The organism is Halorubrum sp. PV6 (genome assembly GCF_003990725.2).
Lineage (GTDB): Archaea > Halobacteriota > Halobacteria > Halobacteriales > Haloferacaceae > Halorubrum.
Genome location: NZ_CP030064.1, coordinates 627,238 through 649,227, shown reverse-complemented (window position 1 = coordinate 649,227; position 21,990 = coordinate 627,238). Strand labels below are relative to the sequence as shown.

Genomic DNA, 21,990 nt, shown 5'->3' with positions numbered 1-21,990 from the left:
TTAGTGCGGTTCCGCGATGCCCTGCACCCAAACGATGCCGACGTGGAGGGCGATGAGGCCCGTCACCACGAACGGCAACACGAAGACGTGCAGGATGTACATTCTCACCAGCGTCGCCTGCCCGAGGGTGAAGCCGCCGAACAGGAGCTGTGCCGCCCACTCGCCCACGAGGGGCGTCGCGAGCGCCATCTCGACGCCGATCTGCGCCGCCCAGAAGGACAGCTGCTTCCACGGGAGGACGTACCCGGAGAAGCCGAACAGCAGCGTCAGGCCGATGAGGACGATCCCGAGGATCCAGTTGACCTCACGGGGCTCCTTGTAGGAGCCGGTGAAGTACACACGAAGCATGTGCAGGAACACCGCCGCCACCATGAACTGGGCCGCCCAGCGGTGGATCGAGCGGAGCATGTACCCGAACTGGACGTCCTTCATGATCATCACGAGGGAGTCGTACGCGGCCGTCGGGTCGCCTTGCGCGGCGGCGCCGGCGGTGGACGGGGCGTAGTAGAACCCCAGGAGCGCCCCCGAAACGGCGGCGACGAGGTACGCGATGATCGAAAGGGACCCGAGCGAGTACAGGGGGTACCAGTACCAGAACTTGTTGTCGAGGTCGTACTGTTCGGTGTGGCTCTTCGGCATCTGGAGGTTCGCGCGGTAGTACATCGTCTCCAGCAGCTCGAGGTAGTCGACGATGCGAAGCCGCTTGTCGAGCCAGATGAGCGTGGTGAGGAACGCGGTCTCGATGACCGTCAGATCCTGGTTTTTGAGCCACGCGTTGTGGTCCATCTCGTCTTGTTTTTTAAGACTCATTGTCAGATCACTTCTTGTAGTACGGGTAGACGGCCCGTTTGAGCGTCTCGGTCAGGTTGTCGGTGTCAACGGTGGTGCCGTCTTTGTCCTCCTCGCGGATGTACAGGTCCTCCCACTTGCGGCGGCGCTTCTTCACGATCATCACGTCAGGCAGGAACTCCTTGCGGTACAGCAGGAGGATGAAGGCGAGATCGATGAAGATCATCGCCAGGAGCGCGCCCGCGAACATGTTGCCGGCCTCCGTCGACGCCCACGCCGACATGAGCCCGTACACGAAGAGCGCGACGAACACGACTTCGATGACGGTGAGCAACACGATCGCGATCGCCGCGGCCGTGCTCTCTCGAGCCGGTTCGTACCGGTGGATGTCACCGTACGAGGAACCGCCGGAGCTCATTGTGCACCCCCGTGGCCGGTGTGTGCCGACTCACCGTACTTCAGGAGGTAGAACGTGAACACGAACGTCAGCGCGATACCGAGGATCGCGGCGATACCGACCCAGTGGGCGTGCAGCGGAACGCCGACGTGGGCGATGTTCTCCGGCCACCCGGTGTTGCCGCCGCCCGTCTCGACGGTGGGGACGTCCCCGCCGACGGCGATGCCGGCGTGCATGCCGACCGCGGTGTGGGGCACGCAGTGGTAGTGGGTGATGCCCGCGTCTTCCTCGGTCACCTCGTACTCGTAGGTGTACCCCTCTTCGCCGACGGGGTCGCCGCTGTCGAGGCTGGCCGGCCCGCCACCCTCGACCGTCTGGACGTTGTGGGCGCCGCCGGCGCCCGTCCACTCGAAGGTGATCGTCGTGCCGGTGTCGACCCACAGCTGTGTCGGAGCGAACGCGAGCCCGTTGCCGCCCGCGCCGACCTCAACGGTCACCTCACTTTCGCCGCGGGCGTCCTGGTACTCTCCGAGATTCCCGTCGGTGACCCCGCTCGGCCAGTCCGGTTTCGCTTCCTGTGCGGCGGCCGTTCCGGTCGCCCCGGCCGAGGCCGCGACCGCGGCGCTGGCACCGCCGGCCGTCCGCACAAATTCCCGCCTTTTCATACAGGTTCACTCGGGACGGCGTGCGCTTAAACCCACCGACTGAATCCGTCGACGTGGAGGGGTTTACAAGGCCTCTATCTATCGATATCGACGGTTTACTCGTCCCGCTCCTCGTCGTTTATGACCCCCCCTTCGACCGGCACGAAGTCGGGGCGCTCTTTGGCCTGTCGGAGGGCCCGCAGACGCTCGCGATACTCCTCCGATCGGAACCGGTCCGAGAGGCGGGCGTTCGCGACCATCACGAAGAGCAACAGCCCGATTATCAGGAACACGATCCCGATCGCCGGGGCGACGATCGTGTTCAGGTCCATGACGAACGACGCGACGAGCAGCGCGGCGCCGGCGAGCACCTGTACGGCCGCGATCACCTGTACCATCAGGTTGCCGAACTCGCCCGTGCCCTGCGGGACGGTGTCGGGATGCGGGAGCGACCAGTCGTCCGGGGGCTCCGGCACGTCGTACGCCTCCATCGCCGCCAGCGCGACGATCGGCTCGATGTCGCGGAGGACCGTCCCCTGCCCGCTCACCTCGCCCGACGGACGGACGATGGCGTACCCCTCGTCGGAGTAGACGAGGATGCGCTCTTCGCCGTCCTCGCGGACGCGCTCTAACACGCCGAACACGTCCCGGCGGGCGATACGGGTCTTCAGCTCCGCCTCCGCGCGGTCGAGGAGTCGCCGACCGGTGATCCACGAGTCCGGGTCGAACGCGGCGTCCCACTCTTCGGCGCTCATCCGCGCCATGTCGGAGGGCCCGAAGTCGTCGAAGTCGTACTCCTCGTCGACGCGCTGGCGGAGCGCGGCGAGGTCGTCGTCGCCCTCGGCGTCCGTTTCGCGGGCGTCGCCGTCACCTCCCGCGTCGCCGGCGGCGTCCGTGTCGCCGTGAGACGCGTCGGCTCGTGGGCCCTCGCCGTCGCCCGCGGACTCGTCCGGCGCCCGGTCCGGCCGCGGCTCCGGCTCCGGTTCCGTCGAGGTGTCCTCCATTGTTCCCCGATATGTGCTCCGGACGCTAACTGTTTTCGTCTACGGTCGCGCCGAGCCGCGACGCCGGGCCGCCCGCTGCGAGGCGGGAGCGTCGCGGCGGTCGCGAGTCGCGCGCGCCGCGGACCGCGGGACTTTACGCGCCAGAGACCTAACTCACCGATAATGGTCGACGAGTCGGTTATCGCGGCGGCTGCCGGGCTGTCGGTGACGGCGAGCCTCCCGTTTCTGCTGTACGGGGCCTGGATAATGATCGACACCGAAACCGTGACGTGGACCGTGCTCATGCGTCACCTGCGATACATCGCCGTCGGGCTGGTCCTCACCACCGTCCCGATCGTTGGGTGGATGATCCCGCGGCTCTTCGTCGATCTCATCAACCTCTCCGGAATCGCCGTGATCCACGCGTTCTTCGGCGTGCAGGCGTACGCGCTGCTGGCGTTCGCGCTCACGGGCATCGTGCGCATCCTCCAGGCGAAGCGCAACGCGGACGCCTACGAGGACCCGAGCGTCGACATCGACGAGATCCACGAGGACATGGGCCACTGGCGCTCGCGGCTTCGGGCCGGCGTGGCCGGATTCATGGTCCTGTGGCTCTGTGCGTGGGTGACCGGCCTCTACCGGCTGTACTCGCTGCACCTGGCGCCGCTGCTCTGAGGACTCCGGACCGGCCGAGCGCGAGCCGGGAGACAGCGGCATCGACCGCGCCGACCGACAGGTTCAATCCCGTTTTCGTCGTAGTGTGCGTATCGTGGCAGTCACATTCGATCTGTTCGGGACGCTCGTCGACGTCGAGTACCCGTCCGACCCCGCGGAGATCGTCGCCCGCGAACTCGAGTCGCGCGGCGTCGAGGTGCCCGACGACTGGCACGCCGCGTACGGCGAGCGACACGTAGACGCCCCGGTGGGCGCGGAGGTCCCGCTGCCGGCCCACGTCGCGCACGCGCTCAACTCCCGCGGCGTCGACGCGGCGGACAACGTCGTCAGACACGCCGTCGTCGCGGCGTTCGACCCCGACGTAACCCGACGAGACGGCGCGTTAGCGGCCGTCCGCGACGTGAGCGAGCAGGGCCCCGTCGGTCTCCTCTCGAACTGCGCGGTGCCGGAACTGGTGCCGAAGACCCTGATCCGCGCGAGGCTCCGCGGCGAGTTCGACGCGGTGACGACGAGCATCGGCTGCGGGTGGCGAAAACCCCACGCGAAGGCGTTCGAGACGGCGGCCGAGTCGCTCGGCGTCGACCCGGCGTCGCTGGTCCACGTCGGCGACGACCCCGAGACGGACGGCGGCATCGAGGAGGTCGGCGGCCGGTTCGTCGACGTGACGGAGACGCCGCTCGACGGGTTAGCGGCGCAGCTCGAAGCCGAACTCTGAGTTCGGACGACGAGCGCGCAGTTGAGCGGACTGATTACTCGAAGCGACCGCCGATGAGGACGTATCCCACCCCGAGCGTCACGCCCCAGATCCCGTGCGACAGGAGACCGATCCAGGGGAGGTTCGGCAGCGTCGCCAGGATTCCGACAGCCCGGAGCCAGATCGGCATGACCAGTCCGGCGGCGACTAACCAGAGCAGCACTCCCCACGCGAGACCGGCGACGCTCGCTGCAAGCGGGCGGTGCGTGCGGTCGCTGAGGGGGGATCGCGACACCCCGGCGACGAACAGCAGCGCGAACACGACGCTGTGGAACTGGTGTGTTATCCACCCGATAGCGGCGCTCTCGGCGCCGTAGAGCGCACCGATCACCGGGAGCGTGCCGCTCGCCGTCAAGAACAGGCCGCCCATGGCGATACCAGCGGCGAACCCTGCGGTGATCGCACGAACCAAGGACGGGTACTCAACGCCGACCGCGGCCACTGCCGCGTCAGCGCTTTTTAATGGGAGCCGAACAACGACTCGCGTTTCCTCGCCGCGCTCGACGCGGATCGTTCCCTCGTACTCGCCGACGAGGAGGGAGGCCGCCTGCAGTTCGAACCCGTTCGTCGGGTCGTCGAACTCGGGGAACGACCCACGCTCGAGAACGCCGCGCTGTCGGTCGGACGGCAGGGAACCGTCGTCGATCATCGTCACGGTGGCCGCGTGTCGCTCAACCGTCGTCTCGATCCGGACAATCTCGGCGCCACGGACATCCACAGCGTGCTCGATCAACCGCTCGAACACGATTGAGAGCCGGTCGTCGGCGTCGACGCGCACCGAGTCGGCGGTGGCGCTGCCGACATCGATCGACACGTCGCGGTCATACCTCCCGCCGTCACCGACCGAGTCGACCGCAGTACGGATCATCTTCGCGAGCGAAACCGCGTTTCTCGTGCGGTCTTCGGCGATCGTTCCGACCCCGTTGATCGTCGACTCGATCCGAGCGGCGCCGCGGCGGATGGCGCCGACGGACCGCTCCCGGTCTCCGCCGTCGTCGCGAAGCAGGTCGGCGTGTCCGTCGATGATCGTCGCGGCGTTCAACACCTCGTGACGCAGCAGCCGATTAATAAACCGAGCCCGGTTCGCGCCGCGCATGACCGCCGCCCGCCGCTGGCGGAGGAACGCCTTGCGATAGCCGTTGACCATGCCGCCGATGGCGCCCGCGAGGAGGACGTTGGCGACGAGCAACTGCGTGCCGACCGCCGCATCGATCATGCCAACGCTGGTCGCCGCAATCGTGATGGCGATGGCGGCCGCCGTCGCCCCGGTTCCGAGCAGACACCCGCGGCTGACATCGGCGACGAACGCCGAGGTGAACGCGCCGACTGCGAGCCCGACGCCCGCGACCGTGAGGGAGAGTCCGACCACCAGCGACCCGGCGGTGGCGGCGACGGCGATCGGTTCGCCGGAGAGGGTGACCGCCTCCGCAACGAAAAAGCGCGTGATGACGAATCCCAGCCCGGCGACGATCGGTCCGCCGTACCGACCGAGGAGCCGTGTCGACATCGACGGATCGCCGGAATCGTCTCCCATACCCCGTCCATTCCGGTGGACCTGATAAAACTACATCGACGGATCGGGGTCGGATTCCCCGCTCCACGTCTCGTCGATCCGCCCCTCCGCGACCAGTTTCTCCAGATGCGCGACAACCGTTGCCCGCGCGAGGTCGGCGACGCCCGTCAGATCCTTCTCGTAGGCGGCGTCGACCACGGCGTCGACGTCGCGTGCGCCGGCTTCGACCGCCGCGAGAACCGACCGCTCGCGGTCGAGCCGGTGATCTCGCAAACGGGTACAAACCTGCTCGGGGTCGTCGATCGGCGGGCCGTGGCCGGGATACAGCCGGTTGACGCTCAGCTCTCGGACGCGTTCGAGGCTACTTAAATAGTCGTTGAGATCGCCCTCTGGAGCGCCCACGACGACGCTTCCCTCGGCGACGGCGAGATCACCACAGAGGAGAGCGAGCGAGCCGTCCTCACCTGTTTCTGGCTCGCGCTCGTCGCGCTCGGTGCCGACCGCGAACGCAACGTGATCGGGTGCGTGGCCGGGGGTGTCGACCGCGCGGACGGGCGTCGGTCCGATTCGGTCGCCGTCGCGGAAGGTTCCGTCCGGATCGACGCCGGTCGCCGCCGCGAACCGATCCGTGTGGTCCGCGTGCGCGAAGACCGGCGCGCCCGTCAGTTCGGCGTACTCGGCGACCGCGCCGACGTGATCCGGATGGGTGTGCGTGACCGCTATCGCGCCGACCGGACTGGTCGCTGCGTCGGCTCCGTCCCCCTCTTTTAAACCGACAGCCGCGTCGAGCGCGTCCGTCCGAGCCGCCGGGTCGACGAGGAGGCCGGTCGCGAGGTACGCGTTCGTCGTTCCGCCGGGAGCGCGGGTGTCGACCGACACGTCGACCCGAGTGACGGTCGGGTTCGTCGCCGGCGCCGGCATCGGCTCAGTCCCCGCGTCCGACCGAGGATTCGTCCCGCCGGTCGAGCAGCGATCGCGCGGCGGGGCCGGGGCCGGACCCGGCGCGTTCGCGTCCCGGAATCGAGACGTCGGCGGCGTCGGCGACGGCGAACCGCGAGATGTCGGCGACGCCGGCGTCGACCTCCTCGACCGACCCGTACGGGCGCCCGACGACGATGTCGCCCGCTTTGCTCCGGTTGATACCGGGAATCGCCGTCAGTTCGGCCATCGATGCGGCGTTGACGTCGAGAGGGTACGGAACCCCCGTCACCGAGCGGTAGCCGTGGTCGGTGATCGCCACGTCGATGGCGGTGCCGAGCTCTCGTTCGCCCGGCACGGCGACGAGGAGCGCGTAGGTGCCGAGCTGCCGCCCGAACGTCTTGCCGTCCTGATGGTACTCCAAGTGCACGTCGGGGAGGACCGTCCCCGGCGGCACGACCCGGTCGAGCATCGGGTTGTCGACCGTCTCGCGGACCTCGCGTTTGTACGCCTGGAACTGGTCTTTGTGCTCCTGTGCGATGTCGGCGCCCGTCTCGGCCATCTCCGTGCCGGCGAACGCCATCACCTGCCGGACGTTTATCCGGCGGAGCATCAGCCCCTCGTCGTAGACGCGCCGGAGGAACCGCTTGTTGTGCTCGTAGGTCTCGGGGCGCTCGCCGGCGAGCCCGTGGACGAGGTTGATTCCGGGGAGGAGCTTCGGGAGCCGGGGCGAGGCGTCCGGCCCGGTCGAAGGACCCATGACGCGGTCATCGGCGCCGGGCGTCGTTTCGGCCGTGTCACCCGGCCGCCACCCGCCCTCCTCGTTGACGACGCGGACCGCCTCCAAACACTCCTCGGCCGTGACGAGCAGGTTGTTCTGCTCCTGGACGACCGGATCGGCCGATTCGAGGCCGAACGCGGCCGTGTCGCCGGGCGTGTTGTGCGCGGCGATGACGCGGATCGCCTCGCGGGAGGCCTCGGGGTAGTCGGTGATCGTCACCGGGTTCATGTTGTCGAGGTGGAGCGTCCGGAGGTCGGGCGCGACCTCGCGGATCCCGCCGTACAGCTCCCTGAGCGCGTCGGGGTTCGGTGCCTCGCCGTCGCCGCCGAACGCGAGGATGTCGGCCTGCCGGCCGAGTCGGAAGTGTCTGACCCCCCTGTCGGAGAGCGCGTCCACCTCGTCGACGACGGACTGCGGCGCCCGGAAGGCGGGGTCGCCGTACAGCGGCTCCGTGCAGAACGAGCACCGATACGCGCACCCGCGAGAGGTCTCCATCTCGCAGATGAGGTAGTCGGGGTGGTTCGGGTGTTGCTCGACGACGAACGCCCCCTTCTCGGCCCATCGGTCGATCTCGGCGTTCTCGCGCATCCGGTTGCCGAACCCCTCTAACCCCTCGCGAACGAGGTCGTAGGCGGCCGCCTCCACGTCGCCCATCGCGACGAAGTCGTAGTCGAGGTCGTCGCGCTCCGTCTCCGTCGCGCCCGCGTTCTCCTCGCCGACCCCGAACCGAACCGGGCCGCCGAGCAGGGTGACGCCGTCGGCGGTCCAGCCCAGTTCGCGCACCTCGTCCGGTTCGGCGGGGGTCCCGCCGACGTACTTGCCGGGGACCGTCATCCCGCCGACGTACACCATGAGGTCGGCGTCGGCGACGTCGGCGTGTTTGCTCCGGTCGTCCCGCAGTTCGTCGATCGTGTGGTAGGTGATCTGCGATTCGGGGACGCCCGCATCGACGAGCGCACCGGCCGTGTACCGCGGATACGTCGAGACGTAGGGCGGCACGCCGAAGTGCGCCGGCTCGTCGACGTAGCCGTCGACGATGGTGACAGCGAGGTCGTTCGGGTCGGGCGGGAGCGAACCCCGGCCCGACGCGGGCGAGTCAGTCATGTTGCCCCACCGTAGTCGGCCGAGACGGGAAAAGCGTGCGGAACGGTGGGGGATCGCTGTTCGTCGCCGCGAGCGCCGACGCGCCGCCACGCCGTTTAAGCCCTCGCCGATCCAACGGATGGACATATGCCAATGACCATGGAGGTCAAGTGCGAGTCCGACGACTGCGAACTCGACATGTTCGAGAACCACTACACCTACGACGTTCCCGACGACCACGCGGTCGAGGACCTCTCGTGTCCGTACTGCGGCGGAAGCGACCTCGCCGAAATCGAGGTGTAACCCGTGAGCGAACTCGTCGAGACCGGCCGGTCGGTCGTCCGTCGCGCGCTCGAACGCGTCGGCCGCGGCTGGAGCAAGATGCAGGAGCGCCGACCGCTCTCGTACGACCTCCTCGAGAGCGACGACGCGTACCTCGTCGTCTTCGACGCCCCCGGCGTCCGGGGCGAGGACCTCAACGTGACGTTCCTCGACCACACCGTCGAGGTCGAACTGGACCGATTCCGGGAGTTCTACGACGGCTACGAGATGCTGTTCCCCGGTCGCGGCGTCACGCTCTCGGGACAGGCCGACCTCCCCCGCGACGCGAACGTGACGCCGCAGGGAGCGAACGCGACGCTCACCCGGAACGGCACGCTCCAGGTCGAAATCCCGAAAGAAGACGACGGTCGCGACGTCGCGGTGGTCGAAGAAGACGAAGCCGACGACGACGAGTAACCGAGACGCGATCCATCTGTTATCAGCGCTCACTCTGTCTGCCGCCGCTCGACCGACATTCCCTCGACGATCTCGAACGTCTCGTCGCCGTCGAAGCGGTTGGGATCGAACGCGTCGATCCACGGTGAGTCTGCGCGCCCCGCAGAGACGCCAGTGAGCGACGCCAACACGCCCTCGGCCAGTAGTTCACCGATCGCCGGCGCGCGCATGAATCCGTGTCCCTGCCAGCCGGCGGCGACGAACACGCCGTCCGCCGGGTCCCCGACCGGCCCCACGAGCGGGTCGCCGTCGGGCGTCGCCGTGCAGAGCCCGGCCCACGCGCGCTCGACTGTCGGACCCCCCGCACCCACCGCGTCCAGTCGCTCGCGCAGCGTCGCCGAGACCGACTCGACGAACCAGTCGTCGCCCGACTCGTCGTACGCGTCCGGATCGGCCGGGACCGGCTCCGTCCCGTCGCCGGCGAGCAGCCCGGTCGGGTGCGGGCGAGCGTACACGCCCGCGGTCGCGTCGTACACCATCGGGCCGTCGTAGCCGGTCGAAGTCGGACTGTCGAACCCCGTCGAGTCGTCACCGAGTCGAGCCGTCAAGGCCTGCACGCGATACGGAACGACCGGCACGTCGACTCCCGCGCCAGCGAGGAATCGGGCCGTGTGCGCGCCGGCGGCGACGACGACGGCGTCGAACGCGCGGACGCCGCCGCGATCCGCGCCGTCGACCCGCAGTTCCGAGCCGCCGCCGGTGAGCGAGACCGAGGTGTCGGTCTCGACGGCGACGCCTTCTCGACGCGCGCGATCACCCATCGCGGCGACGTAGCTCGCGGGGGCACACCACCCGGCGCCGTCGGCGACCCCGGCGACCGCGAGGTCGTCGGTCGCGAGGGGGTATCGCGCGCCGAGCGCCGCCGGGTCGACGAGCGAGACCGCGCGGCCGTGGTCGCGCATGCGGTCGACCATCGCCGGCACGGCCTCGGCGTCGGCGTCGCCCTCGCGGACGGCGATGACGTAGGGGCACGGGGTGAACGAGAATCCGGGGAGCGACCGATCGAACGCGCGGAACCGCTCCATCGCGCGGGCGGCGATCGCGGCGTCGACGTCCTCGGCATAGGCGTCATACAGCACGCCCGCGGCGCGTCCCGAGCTCTCCGCGGCGAGGTCGCCCCGGTCGTACAGGGTCACGTCGGCGCCGCGAGCCGCGAGGTCGGCGGCCGCGGTGACGCCGACGGCGCCGCCGCCGACGACCGCGACGGATGGCGCGTCCGCGTCGGTCGCGCCGCCGCCGGCTACCGACGCGTCTGTGCGGGTCATACGCTGCCGTTTCGCGGGCGTGGTTTAAAAGGCGGCGACGGCGCTTATACGAACTCGGCCAGCCCGCGTGCGGGGTAGCCGACGATGTGATCGACGCCGACCTCGCGCAGCGCGTCGACGCGCTCGCGGACCGTCTCGGGGGACCCGACCAGCGCGAAGTCCCGCGCGGCCGCCGAGAGGACTTCGCGCGTGCGACCGGTGGCTGAGGCGTCCGTCGAGGGGGCGTCGGCCTCGCCGCCGTCCGGAAGCGCGCGAGCGACCGGGCGGCGGCGGGCGACGTACGCGCCCACGGCGTCGAGGACCGCGTCCTCGTCGTCGGTGAGGACGGTCGGGGCGTACACCGCGACCTCGCCCTCGAACCCGGCGGCGCGGAGCCCGCGCACGTCCCGGTCGGTCGACCGGGAGAGCAGTTCGAACTGGGTCCCGCCCGCCGCCAGCGCGACGCGCTCGATTCCCTCGGTGCCGACCCACGCGCCGGAGGCGTTCCGTTTCGCGGCCCCGAGCCGCGGCGCGACGGCGCGCGACGACTCCTCCTCGGAGAGGTACGCGCCGTGTCCGGCGACGAGGACGCGACGGGCCGCGTCCGGGATCCGGTCGACCAGCGAGTCGTCGCCGAGCGGGTCGAATCCGTCCGCCCGGACCGGCGTGGTGACGTACAGGTCCGTCTCGTCGGCCAGGCGGTCGAGCGTCTCGTCGTCCGGGAGGTGTTCGCGGCCCTCGTAGTCGATCGTCACCCGGTCGATCGGGAGGTCGACCGCCCGCGACACGTCGCACTCGGCGGGTTTGAGCGCCACGGCGTCGATACCGGTTCGGGCGACCGCTTCGCGACCGGTCAACATCGACCGATCGCCTCCGTTAGCGACCCGGCGGGAGCCCGTGCGCCGACTGGGTCGCCGACTCCGACGGCTCGCGGCCTGTCGGCTCGGCGCCCGGAGGCGTCGGGTCGGTGGGCAGTGTCGATACTCACGGAAAAGACCTCATCACGATCGCGGAACGCGATCTATCGCCTGTGCGGCCATAACTGTCAGTCGGTATTCGCGTGCGTCTCATAAACCCGTCGCGAGCCGGCAATATTCCGGTCGGTGCCGACGGGAGGCCGGCGGGCCTCTTGCGGCGGTCGAACCCGGTGACATGCGCGTCCCCGGCCACGTTATGAGGCTCCCGCCCCTCCGATCGCGTATGAATCAACTCGTCGACGGCGAGTGGCGGACGGACACCTACGAGGCGACCGACGAGGACGGCTCGTTCCAGCGCGGGGAGACCACGTTCCGGAACTGGATCGCCGGCAGCGACATGCCCGACCACGTCGACGCCGAACCGGACGAGCGGTTCCAGCCGGAGGCCGGCCGGTATCACCTGTACGTCTCGTACGCCTGTCCGTGGGCGCACCGCGTGCTGCTCGCCCGGTCGCTCCTGGGGCTCGAAGACGCTATCGGCGTGTCGGTCGTCGACCCGTACCGCGGCGAGGGGGGCTGGCAGTTCTCGCCGGAGAAGGACGGCTGTACGCCCGACCACCTCCACGACAGCGACTACCTGCGCGAGCTGTACGTCGCGGCCGACCCCAACGCCACCTGCCGGGTGACCGTCCCCGTCCTGTGGGACACCGAGGAGGAGACGATCGTCAACAACGAGTCACGCGAGATTCTGCGGATGCTCTCGACGGCGTTCACGGAGCTCGGCAACGGCGTCTCGCTGCTGCCCGACGCGGGCGACGACGCGACCGTCGCGGCGGTCGACCAGGTGATAACCGACATCTACGAGCCGATCAACAACGGCGTCTACCGCGCCGGCTTCGCGACCTCGCAGGAAGCCTACGACGAGGCGGTCGCCGACCTGTTCGGCGCGCTCGACCGCTACGAGGACCGCCTCTCGGACCAGCGCTACCTCGTCGGCGACTCGCTCACCGAGGCCGACATCTGCATGTTCACCACACTGGTCCGCTTCGATCAGGTGTACCACACCCACTTCATGTGCAACCGGAAGTTCATCCACCAGTACGACGCCCTCTGGCCGTACCTGCGCGACCTCTACCAGACCGACGGCGTCGCTGAGACGGTGGAGATGGACCACATCAAAGAGCACTACTACACCACCCACCCGGACGTGACGCCCACGCGAATCATCGCGCGCGGCCCCGACCTCGACTTCGCGGCCCCCCACGACCGCGACCGACTCGACGGCGAGGCGCCGACGCCGGACGCGGCGGACTAAAGGGGACCGGCGTAACGCGACGACGAGAGCGGCGCACCCGGCGAGAGTACGGACCGACGGGCCGAGGCGGTCGGCCTATCCCTCCATCCCGCCGAAGGAGAGGCCGTCCTCGACCGACCGCTGGGCCGCGAAGTAGACGATCGCGACCGGCAGCGCGAACAGGTTCGCGAACGCCGCGAACCGCGTCCACGGCGTCGAGAACCGTCCCTCGGTCGCGATGTTGTACAGCTCGACCGAGAGCGGGTAGTTCTCGGGACGCAGCAGCGTCTGCGCGATGATGAACTCGTTCCAGCCGGCCAGCCACACGAAGATGAGGACGACCGCGAGCCCCGGCTTCGTGAGGGGGATGATCACCTCGCGGATCGTCTCTAAGAAGCTCGCGCCGTCGACCATCGCCGCCTCCTCGTAGGAGACGGGGATGTTGTCCATGTACGTCTTCAACAGCCACGTGTTGAACGGGATCGCCGACGCCGCGTAGAACAGCCCGAGGATGAACAGGTTGTTCGTGAGCCCGTAGGAGCTGAAAAGCGAGTACAGTGCCACGAGCGTCGCGATCGACAGCCCGGCGCCGATCTGGGTGAACAGCACGTAGCCGTAGAGGATGCGCTTGCGGCCCACGAACTGCCGGCGCGAGAACGCGTACGCCGCCGGGACGATCATGCCGAACCCGGCCGCGAGCGTCACGCTGACGATGTACAGGCTGTTGAACACCGCGCCCGGCCCGGTCTCGGTGCCGGCCCACCGGAAACCGATCAGTCCGTCGGCTCCCCCGAGGACGAGTTGGGGGTACCCCCAGTCGCCGTCGACGAAGAAGAAGTCGGACTCGAAGATCACCCACCGGTACGCGCCGAGGTTGTACGTCGACGGGTCCGGGAAGATGCCGCTCGTGTTGAACAGCCGCGACCCTTCCGCGAGCGACGCCGTCGTGATCCAGAACAGCGGGAACAGCAGCACGAGCACCATCGCGAGCCCAAACAGCGTCATCAGGACGCTCTTCGAGACGTCCCACACGCTGCGTTTCCCCGTGCGAACGTCGTAGATCGCTCGCTGGATCAACACGGCGAGCCGCTTCGGCGCGGTCGCGAGGCCGACGAGTTTCGCGCGAACCAGCCCGACCGCGGAGGCGACCAGCGCGACCGCAGAGTCGAGGGGGCTCATTCGTCACCCACCCCCTCGGCGAGGCCGCCGTAGCGGACGGCGACGTACATGAACAGGCCGACGAACGCGATCCCGACGATCAGGATCGCGGCCGACAGGCCGAACTGGTTGAACGTGATCGCCTCGCGGTAGCCGTACACGATGATCAGTTCGTTCTGTCTCGACGGCCCTCCCTGATTGAACACCCACGGGATGAGGAACTGCTGGAAGGACGTGGCGGCCGTGAGGATCGACGCGAACAGCACCGGGCCCTTGATCGCGGGCAGCGTCACGGTGCGGAACCGCTGGAGCCAGCCGGCGCCGTCGACCATCGCGGCCTCGTGGAGCGACCGGGGCACGTCCTGTAAGGCGCTCACGATGATGATCACCATGAACGGGTACGCCAGCCACACCTCGGTGGTGACGTACGCGAAAAAGGCCGCCCAGCGACCGCTGAGGAAGCCGATCGGCACGTCGAAGAGCAGGGCCTGCGGCGCCGACAGCGACACCAACAGATCGTTGAACCGGCCCAAGATCGTGTTGAACACGCCGTAGCGCGCGTCGCTGAACATCCCGCGCCAGACGGTGATCGTGAAGATGCCGGGGAAGCCCAGCGGAACGATCACCGCTGCGCGCATGTACCGCTTGCCGGCGACGCGCACGTGGTTCAACAGGAGCGCGATCCCCACCGCGAGGATCACTTTGAAGACGAGCGAGACGGCGACGAAGAGCCACGTCGTCAGCATCGACGTCCTGAACTGCGGATCGGAGAGGAGCTGCGCGTAGTTCGACAGCCCGATCAGCTCGGCGCCCCCGCCGATCACCGACCCCGCGAACGTCGCGTCGGTGAGCGAGATGTAGAAGAGGTAGAAGATGGGGTACAGCATGAAACTCGAAAAGAGGATGACGCCGGGCGCGACGAGGAGCAGCCCCCAGTCGCGACTGGAGAACGGCAGCACCGAGCGGAGGCGTGCCAGCCCGCTCACACCTGTTCCGGTTTGCGAAGAGGCCATCGGTCCGAGGGGTGCCTACAGCGCCTCCCGGATCTCGGAGGCGGCCTGGTCGAGCGCGGCGTCGCTGTCCTGCTCGTCGTTGAAGACGCGCTCTAACGCGTCCGTCACGGGCGTCCAGACGCTGTTCATGTCCGGGTGCGTCGGGATCGGGACGCCGTGGTCGACCTGCTGAGCGAACGCCTGGACCTCGCTGGAGAGGTCGTCGTTGCCGACCACGTCGGTCAACACGGGGATGTACCCCTGCTCTGCGGCGTTGGTCTGGATGACCTCCTCGTTCGTCGTGTACCACTCGGCGAGCCCGGTCGCGGCGTCGACCCGCGACTGGTCCGCGTCGGCGAGCATCGACGAGAAGTAGAACAGCTGGATGCCGGAGTACGAGCGCGGGTGGTTCCCGTCGACGGTCGGCAGCGTCGTGACGCCGAGGTTCTCGACCGCGCCGTCGAGGTTGCCGAGCTCCCACGGCCCGTTGATCGCGAACGGCGCCAGCCCGTCCGCGAACGCGACGATCTGCGATTCGTAGCCGGGGTCGGCCGGAACGTACTGCGACAGCGTCTCGAGCGCGTCCATGCCCCGCTTGCACGCGTCGCTGTCGACGCCGACCTCGCGGCTCTGTTCGTCGAAGATGTTCCCGCCGTACGCCTGGATGAAGCCGCTGACGAAGTAGGGGTCGGTGACGGGGTACGAGAGGCCGTACTCCCCGTTTTCCGGGTCGTGGTACTCGTCCATGACCGAGACCATCTCCTCGAAGGTCTCCGGCGGCTCGTCGACCATGTCCTCGTTGTAGAACAGCGCGACGGTCTCGGAGGCGAACGGGAGCCCATACAGGGAGCCGTCGAACTGCGCGGCCTCGCGGGCCGCCTGCGTGTAGCTGTCGAGCGAGACGTCGACGTCGTCGCTCGCGTCGTAGAGGAAGGACGGGTCCTCGCGGACGGCGAACCGGCCGACCCAGTCGTGCGCCCAGACCCACGAGTCGGGGCCGTCGCCGGCCGGGATGGCCGTCTCCAGCTGCTGGTCGAGCTCGCCACCGGGCGCCTCCTTGTTGATCGTGTCGCCCGTGTCGGACTCGTACTGGTCGATGTACTCCGAGATCGCCTCGTCCTCGGCGTCGGAGAGGTCGACCCACAGCCGCGCGGATCCGGTGTCTCCGCCGCCGGATCCGTCAGAACCGTCCGAACCGTCGCTCCCGCCGGACCCGTCCGAGCCGTCGCCGCCGGTGCTGATACAGCCCGCGAGCCCCGCGAGCGCAGTCGATCCCCCCACCGCCTTGAGCAGCGTTCTACGTTTCTCGTTCATGTGACTGGAACAAGTGATGAATTATATTTTCATACATTTAGTGTTTGGGATACCTCCCGATCGATCAGGATTGATGCGGGTCGATCCGGACCGATTCGCCGCCGAGGATCCGGCCCCGGTCGCGCGATATATTTGAGAAGAGATTATTCACCATCTATCAGTAAAACAGCAAAGGACTCATATGCCATCGGACCCGTCATCAGGGAAATGGCACGCGTCACGCTCGATACGCTCCGGAAGGAGTTCGACCGAGGAACCATCGTCGCCGTCAACGATCTGGATCTCGAGATCGACGACGGGGAGTTCGTGACCGTGGTCGGGCCGTCCGGTTGCGGGAAGACGACGACGCTCCGGATGGTCGCCGGCCTCGAAGAGCCGACCTCGGGGACCGTCGCCTTCGACGACGAGGACGTCACCGACATCCACGCGAAGGAGCGCCCGGTCGCGATGGTGTTCCAGAACTACGCGCTGTACCCGCACAAGACGGTCCGAGAGAACATGGCGTTCGGGCTCAAGATGAGCACCGACATGACGACGGAGGAGCGCCACGAGCGCGTCCACGAGATGGCGGAGATGATGGGGATCGAAGACCTGCTCGACGACAAGCCGGACGAGCTCTCCGGCGGGCAGAAGCAGCGCGTCGCGCTCGGTCGGGCCATCGCGCGCGAGCCCGAAGTGTTCCTCTTCGACGAGCCCCTCTCGAACCTCGACGCGAAGCTCCGCACCGAGATGCGCGCGGAGATACAGAAGCTCCAGAAGGAGTTCGGCGTCACCGCGATGTACGTCACCCACGACCAGGAGGAGGCGATGACGATGGGCGACCGCCTCGCCATCTTGAACGACGGCGAGCTCCAGCAGGTCGGGGAGCCGACCGAGGTGTACCAGAACCCCGTCAACGAGTTCGTCGCGGGCTTTATCGGCTCGCCGTCGATGAACTTCGTCGACGTCGACGTGGCGACGGACGGCGCCGGCGCGACGGTCCGGAACGAGGACGCCGGCCTCGAACTCGACCTCTCGGCGGAGTACGTCCGGGGCCACGACCTCGGGAGCGGTCGGTACACGCTGGGCGTTCGGCCGGAGAACATCGCCGTTGAGGAGTCGCCCGGCGGGACCGAGACCCTGCGCTCGACGGTGGAGGTCGTCGAGCCCATCGGCTCGGACAACTACGTCCACCTCACCGTGACCGACGACTTCCTCGCGCGCTCGCCCGCGGACGTGAAGCCGGCGGCCGGCGACGCGGTCGGCGTCTCGTTCAAGGAGGAACACATCCACCTGTTCGACCCCGAGACCGGCGAGGACGTGTTCTTGACCGACGAGGAGATCGCGGCCGCGGTCGCGTAAGAAGAACCGATTCCGGGAGGCGGCCCCGACGTGTGAACCGATCGTTCGTCCTTTCTCGCCGGATCGGGATCGGGAACGGTCGGGGTGTCGTTCACGAGACCGGAAGCCGCTGCCGCCGCGGTGAACGCTTCCACAGCCCCAACTGTTCGCTTATAAATGACGGACGGAGGAACGGCGGTGGACACTCCCAAATCTCCAGCCGCGAGGCGGGCCCTTTGAGTCTCTCCCCGCTCCGCACAGCACCTCACACCTCGTCAGCCGGCGGCTCTGCCGCCGGCGACGCCACCGCACCGCGGTGTTACTTATCAATGACAGTCCGTGAGAGCCGGACCGACCTCGCGTCGCCGCCGCCGACAACGGCTTGAAGTGCGCGCTCGTCCGATGTGCCACGAATGGAGCCGCCAGACATCGAGCGGTTGGACGAACGGACCGTCCAGCGGATCGCGGCCGGCGAGGTCGTCGAGCGCCCGGCCAGCGTCGTCAAGGAGCTGATCGAGAACAGCCTCGACGCGGGCGCGAGCCGCGTCGCCGTATCGGTCGAGGCCGGCGGCGCCGAGGGGGTCCGCGTCCGCGACGACGGCGTCGGTATCCCGGAAGGCCAGTTGGAGGCGGCCGTCGCGGAGCACGCCACCTCGAAGATCGGCGACATCGAGGACCTCGACCGCGGCGTCGGCACCCTCGGCTTCCGCGGCGAGGCGCTGTACACCGTCGGCGCCGTCTCGCGTCTCACGGTCCGATCGCGCCCGCCGGACGCAGCGGCGGGCGCGGAGATACGCGTCGACGGCGGCGACGTGGGCGAGGTCCGTCCCGCCGGCTGTCCGACCGGGACGACCGTTGAGGTCGACGACCTCTTTTATAATACGCCGGCGCGCAAGAAGTTCCTCAAACAGACCGCGACCGAGTTCGACCGCGTGAACACGGTGGTGACCGGCTACGCGCTTGCCAACCCCGGCGTCGCCGTCTCGCTGGAACACGACGGTCGAGAGACCTTCGCGACCGAGGGGAACGGCGACCTCCGGTCGGCCGTGCTCGCCGTCTACGGCCGCGAGGTCGCGGAGGCGATGATCGACGTGGACTGGACGCCGCCGGGCGACGAGTCACTCGCCGAGAACTCGCCTCCCGAGGACTCGCCTCCCGAGGACTCGCCTCCCGAGGACTCGCCTCCCGAGGACTCGCCTCCCGAGGACTCGCCCGTCCGCGCCGTCAGCGGCCTCATCTCGCACCCCGAGACGACGCGGGCGAGCCGCGAGTACCTCGCGACGTACGTGAACGGCCGGTACGTCACCGCGAGCGCCCTCCGCGAGGCCGTCCTCGAGGCGTACGGCGGCCAGCTCGCGCCCGACCGATACCCCTTCGCCGTGCTGTTCGTCGACGTGCCGCCCGGCGACGTGGACGTGAACGTCCACCCCCGCAAACTCGAGGTCCGGTTCGACGAGGAGCCGGCGGTGCGGGCCGCCGTCAAGGAGGCGGTCGAGGCCGCGCTGATCGACCGCGGCCTGATCCGCTCGACCGCACCGCGGGGCCGGTCGGCGCCGGAGCAGACCGAGATCAGACCCGAGTCGGCCGAGACCGAGGCCGTCGGCGGCGCCGGAACTGACCACGAGCGCGCCGCACGGCGCGATCGGGATGACGACGACGCGAGCGAGTCGGGCGACGCGGACGAGTCGGCCGAGTCGGGCAGCGCGACCGGCGAGGCGAACGCGACGACCGCCACGGAGTTGGACCCCGCGGACGAGTCGGCGTGGGCGGTCGGCGACGTGACCGCGGACGACGGCCCCGACCCGAGCGCGTCCGCGACCGATCGGTCGGTCGAGACGGTCGATACCGGCGGGTCATCGGATTCCGCGGCTGCCGCCGACTCCGCCAACGCCGCCTCCGCCGATTCCGAAACCGCGACCCCGCCGTCGCGAACCGGGCGGCCGTCACCCGCGACCGGCGAGAGCGAGGCGGGCGACGACAGAGACGCCGACGCGACGCGCCCCGAGACGGACGCCGAATCACCGGACGGCCGCGACCGATTCGGGGCGTCGGCCGCGAGCGACCAGCACACCCTCGCCGGCGAGCCCACGAGCGCGGAGCGCACCTACGACTCGCTCCCGTCGCTCCGGGTGCTCGGCCAGCTTCACGAGACGTACGTCGTCGCCGAAGCGCCCGACGGGCTGGTGTTGATCGACCAACACGCCGCCGACGAGCGGGTGAACTACGAGCGCCTGCAGCGCGTGTTCGCCGACGGCGCGGACGCGCAGGCGCTCGCCGAGCCGGTCCGGATCGAACTCACCGCGCGCGAGGCGGCGCTGTTCGAGGAGTTCGGAGACGACCTCGCCGCCGTCGGGTTCCGGGCCGAGCGCGCGGGCGAGCGCGAGGTCGTCGTGAAGTCGGTCCCGGCGGTCTTCGACGCCGCGTTCGACCCGTCCCTGCTCCGCGACGTCCTCTCCGCGCTCGTCGGCGACGCCGGCGCGGGCGAGGAACCCGTGACGGACGTGGTGGACGAGCTGCTCGCGGATCTCGCGTGTTACCCGTCCGTGACCGGGAACACGTCGCTGACCGAGGGGTCGGTCGTGGACTTACTCGACCGGCTCGACGACTGCGAGAACCCGTACGCCTGTCCGCACGGCCGGCCGGTCGTGATCCGCCTCGACCGCGAGGAGATCGGGTCGCGGTTCGAGCGCGACTACCCCGGTCACGCCGGACGACGCGCAGAGTGATCGCGGGGGCGGCGGCCTGGGCGGCCTCCCGCGCTCCCAGAGAGGTACGTTTTAGGCGGGCGCCGTGGACCCACGCGTATGGAACGCGTAGCAATCATCGGCGCGTCGATGACCCAGTTCGGGCAGCGCGACGCGTGGGTCCGAGAACTGCTGGCCGAGGCGGGCGCAGCCGCCCTCGACGACGCCGGCATCGACGGCGACGACCTCAATCACCTGTACGTCTCGAACATGGCGAGCGGCGAGTTCGAGGGCCAAACTGGGGTCCCGAACGCGCTGGCACACGATCTGGCGGCGACCCCGGCGTACACCGCCCGTATCGACCAGACCTCCTCGTCGGGCGGGGCGGGCGTGTACGCGGCGTGGCAGTCGATCGCCTCGGGCGCCTCCGACCTCACGATGTTGGTCGGCGGCGAGAAGATGACCCACCGGACGACCGCGGAGGCGACCGACGTGATCGCCTCGCTCACCCACCCGGTCGAGTACAAGCAGGGCGTGACGCTCCCCTCGTTCGCGGGGCTCACCGCGCGGCTCTACCTCGACACGTACGACGCCCCCCGCGAGAGCCTCGGGAAGGTCGCGGTGAAGAACCACCGGAACGGCGTGGACAACCCCCACGCGCAGTTCCGGAAGGAGGTCGACCTCGACACCGTCCTCGAATCGCCGATCGTCGCCGACCCGCTCCGGCTGTACGACTTCTGTCCGATCACGGACGGCTCTGCGGCGCTCGTCTTCTGTCCAGAGTCGGTCGCCGAGGAGTACGTCCCCGAAGACGAGTACGCGGTCATCTCCGGTATCGGCGGCGCGACCGACACCCACGTCGTCCACGAGCGCGCGGACCCGACGACGATGGGCGGGGTCGCCGACTCCTCGGACATCGCCTACGAGATGGCCAGCATCGGCCCGGACGACATCGACGTGGCGGAGCTCCACGACATGTTCACCATCCTCGAATTCCTCCAGAGCGAGGACCTCGGCTTCTTCGAGAAGGGCGAGGGGTGGAAGGCGGTCGAGGAGGGCGTCACCGACCGCGACGGCGACCTCCCGATCAACACCTCCGGCGGCCTCAAATCGAAGGGCCACCCGCTCGGGGCCAGCGGCGTCGCGCAGGTGTACGAGATTTATAAACAGGTCACCGGCGACGCCGGAGCCCGACAGGTCGACGCCGAGACGGGGCTCGCCTGCAACGTCGGCGGGTTCGGGAACTGCGTGACCACCGCGATTCTGGAGGGCAACCAATGAGCGACCACGAGACCGACGACGCGACGGGGACGAACCGCGACGAGGAGCCGACCTTCGCGGCCGCCGAGTACGCCGACGGCGCCGTCACGTACCCGCCGCACACCGTGAGCCCGACCGGCGCCGAGCGCGTCGGGACGGTCGACCTCCGGGAGTACGAGGGTCACGTTCTCACCTGGACGACCTCGACCGCGACCCCGCCCGGCGTGCGCGAGCCGAACACCCTCGCTATCGTCGAGTTCGACATGGGGCCGGCGTACGACGGCCCGGCGGTGCGCGCGCTCGGGCAGATCGCCGAGCGCGAAGACGGGTCCGAGGAGGCGTTCGACGTCGACATCGGCGACCGCGTCGAGCCGGTCTACGCGACGGAGCTCCGCGAGCCGGGCGCCGGGATCAGGGAACCGGAGAGCCAGGCGTGGGACGGGTTCCGGTTCCGACCGGTCGACGAGTAGAGGCGTGTTTTTAACCGGCTCAC

21 protein-coding genes are annotated in these 21,990 nt (G+C 69.0%); 9 read left to right on the top strand and 12 right to left on the bottom strand.

Features of this window, described 5'->3' with window-relative positions:
* The 4 genes from DOS48_RS16970 to DOS48_RS16955 all read right to left on the bottom strand — a co-directional run bounded on the left by DOS48_RS16970 (position 1) and on the right by DOS48_RS16955 (position 2,834).
* On the bottom strand, positions 1 to 810 hold the full coding sequence (locus DOS48_RS16970) for a cytochrome bc complex cytochrome b subunit (protein ID WP_127116878.1): 810 nt from the start codon (positions 808 to 810) through the stop codon (positions 1 to 3).
* Between the two features lie 7 nt (positions 811 to 817).
* Entirely contained in the window at positions 818 to 1,207 is a 390-nt protein-coding gene (locus tag DOS48_RS16965) for a hypothetical protein (protein ID WP_127116877.1), read from the bottom strand.
* Positions 1,204 to 1,851, bottom strand: a complete 648-nt coding sequence (locus tag DOS48_RS16960; RefSeq protein WP_127116876.1) for a plastocyanin/azurin family copper-binding protein — start codon at positions 1,849 to 1,851, stop codon at positions 1,204 to 1,206. The genes DOS48_RS16965 and DOS48_RS16960 overlap by 4 nt, the downstream gene beginning before the upstream one ends.
* 95 nt (positions 1,852 to 1,946) lie before the next feature.
* The gene (locus DOS48_RS16955) at positions 1,947 to 2,834 is read right to left on the bottom strand and encodes a DUF308 domain-containing protein (RefSeq protein ID WP_127116875.1); all 888 of its coding nucleotides are present in this window, start codon (positions 2,832 to 2,834) and stop codon (positions 1,947 to 1,949) included.
* 162 nt (positions 2,835 to 2,996) lie between these two features.
* Here DOS48_RS16955 and DOS48_RS16950 point away from each other — a divergent pair, with 162 nt between their 5' ends.
* Positions 2,997 to 3,488: a hypothetical protein gene (locus DOS48_RS16950; protein WP_127116874.1), complete on the top strand. Its 492-nt coding sequence runs from the start codon at positions 2,997 to 2,999 to the stop codon at positions 3,486 to 3,488.
* A 94-nt stretch (positions 3,489 to 3,582) separates the two neighbouring features.
* Positions 3,583 to 4,203, top strand: coding sequence for an HAD family hydrolase (locus DOS48_RS16945; protein ID WP_127116873.1), 621 nt, complete (start codon positions 3,583 to 3,585; stop codon positions 4,201 to 4,203).
* 34 nt (positions 4,204 to 4,237) lie between these two features.
* On the opposite strand, the gene DOS48_RS16940 is transcribed toward DOS48_RS16945, so the two are convergent.
* Genes DOS48_RS16940 through DOS48_RS16930 form a run of 3 tightly spaced genes read right to left on the bottom strand, consistent with a single transcriptional unit; the run spans position 4,238 to position 8,558 of the window.
* Positions 4,238 to 5,776 (bottom strand): hypothetical protein, encoded by a 1,539-nt coding sequence (locus DOS48_RS16940; protein ID WP_127116872.1) that lies wholly within the window; start codon positions 5,774 to 5,776, stop codon positions 4,238 to 4,240.
* Positions 5,777 to 5,806: 30 nt separating this feature from the next.
* Positions 5,807 to 6,676, bottom strand: a complete 870-nt coding sequence (locus tag DOS48_RS16935; protein ID WP_127116871.1) for an MBL fold metallo-hydrolase — start codon at positions 6,674 to 6,676, stop codon at positions 5,807 to 5,809.
* A gap of 4 nt (positions 6,677 to 6,680) precedes the next feature.
* Complete coding sequence (locus tag DOS48_RS16930) at positions 6,681 to 8,558, bottom strand: radical SAM protein (RefSeq protein ID WP_127116870.1); 1,878 nt, start codon at positions 8,556 to 8,558, stop codon at positions 6,681 to 6,683.
* Between the two features lie 126 nt (positions 8,559 to 8,684).
* Between DOS48_RS16930 and DOS48_RS16925 the strand changes: the two genes are divergently transcribed.
* Positions 8,685 to 8,840 (top strand): hypothetical protein, encoded by a 156-nt coding sequence (locus tag DOS48_RS16925; RefSeq protein ID WP_168654244.1) that lies wholly within the window; start codon positions 8,685 to 8,687, stop codon positions 8,838 to 8,840.
* A 3-nt stretch (positions 8,841 to 8,843) separates the two neighbouring features.
* The gene (locus DOS48_RS16920; protein WP_127116869.1) at positions 8,844 to 9,275 is read left to right on the top strand and encodes an Hsp20/alpha crystallin family protein; all 432 of its coding nucleotides are present in this window, start codon (positions 8,844 to 8,846) and stop codon (positions 9,273 to 9,275) included.
* Between the two features lie 29 nt (positions 9,276 to 9,304).
* On the opposite strand, the gene DOS48_RS16915 is transcribed toward DOS48_RS16920, so the two are convergent.
* Together DOS48_RS16915 and DOS48_RS16910 are read right to left on the bottom strand one after the other, a co-directional pair.
* Positions 9,305 to 10,579, bottom strand: coding sequence for an FAD-binding oxidoreductase (locus DOS48_RS16915; protein ID WP_127116868.1), 1,275 nt, complete (start codon positions 10,577 to 10,579; stop codon positions 9,305 to 9,307).
* A gap of 44 nt (positions 10,580 to 10,623) precedes the next feature.
* Entirely contained in the window at positions 10,624 to 11,418 is a 795-nt protein-coding gene (locus tag DOS48_RS16910) for an LLM class flavin-dependent oxidoreductase (protein ID WP_127116867.1), read from the bottom strand.
* A gap of 340 nt (positions 11,419 to 11,758) precedes the next feature.
* On the opposite strand from DOS48_RS16910, the gene DOS48_RS16905 reads away from it, so the two are divergent.
* Positions 11,759 to 12,790: a glutathione S-transferase family protein gene (locus DOS48_RS16905; RefSeq protein WP_127116866.1), complete on the top strand. Its 1,032-nt coding sequence runs from the start codon at positions 11,759 to 11,761 to the stop codon at positions 12,788 to 12,790.
* Between the two features lie 75 nt (positions 12,791 to 12,865).
* Here DOS48_RS16905 and DOS48_RS16900 read toward each other — a convergent pair whose 3' ends face one another.
* From DOS48_RS16900 to DOS48_RS16890, 3 genes are read right to left on the bottom strand one after another with little or no spacing between them, the layout of a single operon-like run.
* On the bottom strand, positions 12,866 to 13,948 hold the full coding sequence (locus DOS48_RS16900) for a sugar ABC transporter permease (protein WP_127116865.1): 1,083 nt from the start codon (positions 13,946 to 13,948) through the stop codon (positions 12,866 to 12,868).
* The gene (locus DOS48_RS16895; protein WP_127116864.1) at positions 13,945 to 14,940 is read right to left on the bottom strand and encodes a carbohydrate ABC transporter permease; all 996 of its coding nucleotides are present in this window, start codon (positions 14,938 to 14,940) and stop codon (positions 13,945 to 13,947) included. The genes DOS48_RS16900 and DOS48_RS16895 overlap by 4 nt, the downstream gene beginning before the upstream one ends.
* 15 nt (positions 14,941 to 14,955) lie before the next feature.
* Positions 14,956 to 16,233, bottom strand: a complete 1,278-nt coding sequence (locus tag DOS48_RS16890; RefSeq protein WP_210755398.1) for an extracellular solute-binding protein — start codon at positions 16,231 to 16,233, stop codon at positions 14,956 to 14,958.
* 207 nt (positions 16,234 to 16,440) lie between these two features.
* On the opposite strand from DOS48_RS16890, the gene DOS48_RS16885 reads away from it, so the two are divergent.
* The 4 genes from DOS48_RS16885 (at position 16,441) to DOS48_RS16870 (ending at position 21,967) form a co-directional block, all read left to right on the top strand.
* On the top strand, positions 16,441 to 17,574 hold the full coding sequence (locus DOS48_RS16885; RefSeq protein ID WP_127116863.1) for an ABC transporter ATP-binding protein: 1,134 nt from the start codon (positions 16,441 to 16,443) through the stop codon (positions 17,572 to 17,574).
* 392 nt (positions 17,575 to 17,966) lie between these two features.
* Entirely contained in the window at positions 17,967 to 20,279 is a 2,313-nt protein-coding gene (gene mutL, locus DOS48_RS16880) for a DNA mismatch repair endonuclease MutL (RefSeq protein ID WP_127116862.1), read from the top strand.
* A 78-nt stretch (positions 20,280 to 20,357) separates the two neighbouring features.
* Positions 20,358 to 21,518 carry a thiolase family protein gene (locus DOS48_RS16875; RefSeq protein ID WP_127116861.1) on the top strand — a complete coding sequence of 387 codons (1,161 nt, stop codon included), beginning with the start codon at positions 20,358 to 20,360 and terminating at the stop codon, positions 21,516 to 21,518.
* On the top strand, positions 21,515 to 21,967 hold the full coding sequence (locus tag DOS48_RS16870; protein ID WP_127116860.1) for an OB-fold domain-containing protein: 453 nt from the start codon (positions 21,515 to 21,517) through the stop codon (positions 21,965 to 21,967). Before DOS48_RS16875 ends, DOS48_RS16870 begins: the two co-directional genes overlap by 4 nt.
* Positions 21,968 to 21,990: the final 23 nt, after the last annotated feature.

Excerpts from the sequence above, each read along its gene's own strand:
- DOS48_RS16935 (WP_127116871.1), bottom strand. The coding sequence starts at position 6,676 with ATGCCGGCGCCGGCGACGAACCCGACCGTCACTCGGGTCGACGTGTCG.
- DOS48_RS16940 (WP_127116872.1), bottom strand. The coding sequence starts at position 5,776 with ATGGGAGACGATTCCGGCGATCCGTCGATGTCGACACGGCTCCTCGGT.
- DOS48_RS16875 (WP_127116861.1), top strand. The coding sequence starts at position 20,358 with ATGGAACGCGTAGCAATCATCGGCGCGTCGATGACCCAGTTCGGGCAG.
- DOS48_RS16925 (WP_168654244.1), top strand. The coding sequence starts at position 8,685 with ATGCCAATGACCATGGAGGTCAAGTGCGAGTCCGACGACTGCGAACTC.
- DOS48_RS16970 (WP_127116878.1), bottom strand. The coding sequence starts at position 810 with ATGAGTCTTAAAAAACAAGACGAGATGGACCACAACGCGTGGCTCAAA.
- DOS48_RS16910 (WP_127116867.1), bottom strand. The coding sequence starts at position 11,418 with ATGTTGACCGGTCGCGAAGCGGTCGCCCGAACCGGTATCGACGCCGTG.
- DOS48_RS16900 (WP_127116865.1), bottom strand. The coding sequence starts at position 13,948 with ATGAGCCCCCTCGACTCTGCGGTCGCGCTGGTCGCCTCCGCGGTCGGG.
- DOS48_RS16890 (WP_210755398.1), bottom strand. The coding sequence starts at position 16,233 with ATGAACGAGAAACGTAGAACGCTGCTCAAGGCGGTGGGGGGATCGACT.
- DOS48_RS16915 (WP_127116868.1), bottom strand. The coding sequence starts at position 10,579 with ATGACCCGCACAGACGCGTCGGTAGCCGGCGGCGGCGCGACCGACGCG.
- DOS48_RS16955 (WP_127116875.1), bottom strand. The coding sequence starts at position 2,834 with ATGGAGGACACCTCGACGGAACCGGAGCCGGAGCCGCGGCCGGACCGG.
- DOS48_RS16950 (WP_127116874.1), top strand. The coding sequence starts at position 2,997 with ATGGTCGACGAGTCGGTTATCGCGGCGGCTGCCGGGCTGTCGGTGACG.
- DOS48_RS16895 (WP_127116864.1), bottom strand. The coding sequence starts at position 14,940 with ATGGCCTCTTCGCAAACCGGAACAGGTGTGAGCGGGCTGGCACGCCTC.
- mutL (WP_127116862.1), top strand. The coding sequence starts at position 17,967 with ATGGAGCCGCCAGACATCGAGCGGTTGGACGAACGGACCGTCCAGCGG.
- DOS48_RS16885 (WP_127116863.1), top strand. The coding sequence starts at position 16,441 with ATGGCACGCGTCACGCTCGATACGCTCCGGAAGGAGTTCGACCGAGGA.
- DOS48_RS16960 (WP_127116876.1), bottom strand. The coding sequence starts at position 1,851 with ATGAAAAGGCGGGAATTTGTGCGGACGGCCGGCGGTGCCAGCGCCGCG.
- DOS48_RS16930 (WP_127116870.1), bottom strand. The coding sequence starts at position 8,558 with ATGACTGACTCGCCCGCGTCGGGCCGGGGTTCGCTCCCGCCCGACCCG.
- DOS48_RS16905 (WP_127116866.1), top strand. The coding sequence starts at position 11,759 with ATGAATCAACTCGTCGACGGCGAGTGGCGGACGGACACCTACGAGGCG.
- DOS48_RS16965 (WP_127116877.1), bottom strand. The coding sequence starts at position 1,207 with ATGAGCTCCGGCGGTTCCTCGTACGGTGACATCCACCGGTACGAACCG.
- DOS48_RS16870 (WP_127116860.1), top strand. The coding sequence starts at position 21,515 with ATGAGCGACCACGAGACCGACGACGCGACGGGGACGAACCGCGACGAG.